Raw genomic sequence first — 2,192 nt, forward strand, 5'->3', positions numbered from 1 at the left:
CCTGGAGGACGCGGCGATCAACCTGCTGATCTTCGCGGGGCTGGGCTGGTCGGCGGCCAACCGCGCCCGGCTCGGCACGGTGATGGCCTTCATCCTCCTGGTGCCGGCGCTCGCCACCGCCTGGGCCGCCTGGGACAAGCTCGCGGACTTCACCGCCCCGGCGCCGCTGCCGCTCACGCTGACCGGCCTCGGGGCGCTCGCGGTCAACCTCGCCTGCGCGCTGATGCTGGCGCGCCACCGGCACGGCTCGGGCAGCCTGACCCGGGCGGCCTACCTCTCGGCGCGCAACGACGCCTACGCCAACCTCGCCATCATCGCGGCCGGCCTCGTCACCGTGTTCTGGGCCTCGCCCTGGCCGGATCTCGTCGCGGCGGCGGGCATCGCGGTGATCAACGCGGACGCGGCCGGCGACGTCTTCCGGGCGGCCCGGGCCGAGCGGCGGGCCGCGCGTGCGGCCGGAGGAGCGTAGGATGCGCCTCTTCCCGATCTCCGACCTGCATCTCGAGCGGCGCCGGCCGGAGCTGATCCCGGCGCCCACCGCCCCCTTCGACGTGCTGGCCTGCGCGGGCGACCTCCACGAGGGCCATCCCGAGCGCGGGCTCGCCGCCCTCCTCGACCTCGCGCGGGGGCGCCCGGTCGTGCTGGTGCCGGGCAACCACGAGCGCTACGCCCCGACCGGCGACGGCCGGACCGCGCCCCAGCTCCTGGCGGCGCTGGAGGCGGAGGTCGTGCGCCTGAACGGGGCGGGGGCCCGCATCCACCTGCTGCAGCGGGGCGGCGCCTGCGTGATCGACGGGGTGCGCTTCGTCGGCGCGACCCTGTGGAGCGACTGGTCGCTCGCCGGGCGCTGGCTCGGTTCCGACGCGCCCGAGCGGCCGCAGGATCCGGTCGCCTACGCCGCCGCGCGGATGACCGACCCGGTCACGGGCTCGCGCGAGTATCTGGGCTCCATCCGCAACGCCGACGGCACGCCCTGGCAGCCGGCGGACGCGATGCGGGCCCACGCGGCCGAGCGCGCCGACCTGCTGGCGGGGCTGGCGCGGCCGCATGACGGCCCCACGGTCGCGATCACCCACCACCCGGCGAGCCCGCGCGCAGCCGACGCCTACCGGGAGGCGCCCGGCGTGCCCTGGTGGGTGCCGGCCTTCTACGCCACCACCGTGCTGGACGACCTGCCCGAGGCGGAGCGCCCGGACCTCTGGATCTCGGGCCATTTCCACGCCGGCCACGACATGCGGCTCGGGCGCTGCCGCTGGGTGGCGAACCCGGTCGAGGGCCGGACCTTCAGGCCGGATCTCGTCGTGGAGGTCGGGTGAGGGACAGGGCTGCGGGCGCGTGCCGCGGGCCGCCCGCTCGCCCGGTACCGCCGCGGCGCTAGCTTCCCGGGAACAAGAGCCGCCTTGAGAACGGACGCGGCCGGGAGGAAGGCCCCATGAACAGCTTCATCGCCGTGGTGCTGGTCTGCGCCAACGGGCTCGCGCAGGCCGAGTGCACCGACGACCGGGCCATCGAGGTGCGCAAGGTGAAGGTCGCCAACGAGCTCGGCTGCACCAGCGGCTGGCAGGAGATCATCGCCCGCACGGACCTGCGCGAGGAGATCGGCCGGACCGCCTACCTCAAGACGGAGTGCCGCCGGGTGAAGGCGGGCGGCTAGGATGGAAGCCGCCCGGAGCGGGCCGAACGCATGATGCGGGGAAGGGGACGCCGGTTTCCCGACACCATCATGCGACGACGCGAACCAAGAGCCGGTCGCGGGGGATCCGGGAACGGCTCCGGCCGCGCGCCGCGCGGACGGCCCGATGGGCCTGGACCAGGAGGTCGAGGGGCAGCCAGGGCCGGTGCAGGCGCACCGCCTCCGGGGGCAGGGTGCAGGCCTCGTCCCGGCCCACCACGAGGTGGATCCCGGGCCAGTGCCGGCCGACCGCCCGCGCGAGCCGGGGGCCGTCCATCACGCCCGACAGGCTGGCGCCGGTCAGGACCAGGGCGACGTCGTCGCCGCAGCGCCGCAGCACGGCCACCGCCGCCTCGCCGCTGGCGCAGGTGATCGGGTCGAGATCGGTCTCCGCCAGCAGGAGCGCGGCCCGGTCCCGGGCGGCCGGGCTCTCATCGACGACGAGCGCCAGCGGGGCGGTGTGGGTGATGGCGGTGTGAGTGATAGTGGTTTGAGTGATTCTGGGCGACGGACCCTGGCC

General features: G+C 75.7%; 4 protein-coding genes. 3 read left to right on the forward strand and 1 reads right to left on the reverse strand.

Annotated features, from left to right (window positions below):
- From AX737_RS26430 to AX737_RS26440, 3 genes are all read left to right on the forward strand, one after another.
- Positions 1–469, forward strand: a 469-nt coding sequence (locus AX737_RS26430; RefSeq protein ID WP_066926662.1) for a cation transporter, incomplete at its 5' end; no start/stop codon positions are given.
- Between the two features lies 1 nt (position 470).
- Complete coding sequence (locus AX737_RS26435) at positions 471–1,316, forward strand: metallophosphoesterase (protein WP_066926664.1); 846 nt, start codon at positions 471–473, stop codon at positions 1,314–1,316.
- A gap of 116 nt (positions 1,317–1,432) precedes the next feature.
- Positions 1,433–1,654: a hypothetical protein gene (locus AX737_RS26440; protein ID WP_066926666.1), complete on the forward strand. Its 222-nt coding sequence runs from the start codon at positions 1,433–1,435 to the stop codon at positions 1,652–1,654.
- A gap of 67 nt (positions 1,655–1,721) precedes the next feature.
- Here the strand turns inward: AX737_RS26440 and AX737_RS34910 are convergent.
- On the reverse strand, positions 1,722–2,192 hold a 471-nt coding region (locus AX737_RS34910), incomplete at its 5' end, for a hypothetical protein (RefSeq protein ID WP_348626815.1).

Source organism: Methylobacterium sp. CCH5-D2 (assembly GCF_001556475.1).
Taxonomy (GTDB): domain Bacteria; phylum Pseudomonadota; class Alphaproteobacteria; order Rhizobiales; family Beijerinckiaceae; genus Methylobacterium; species Methylobacterium hispanicum.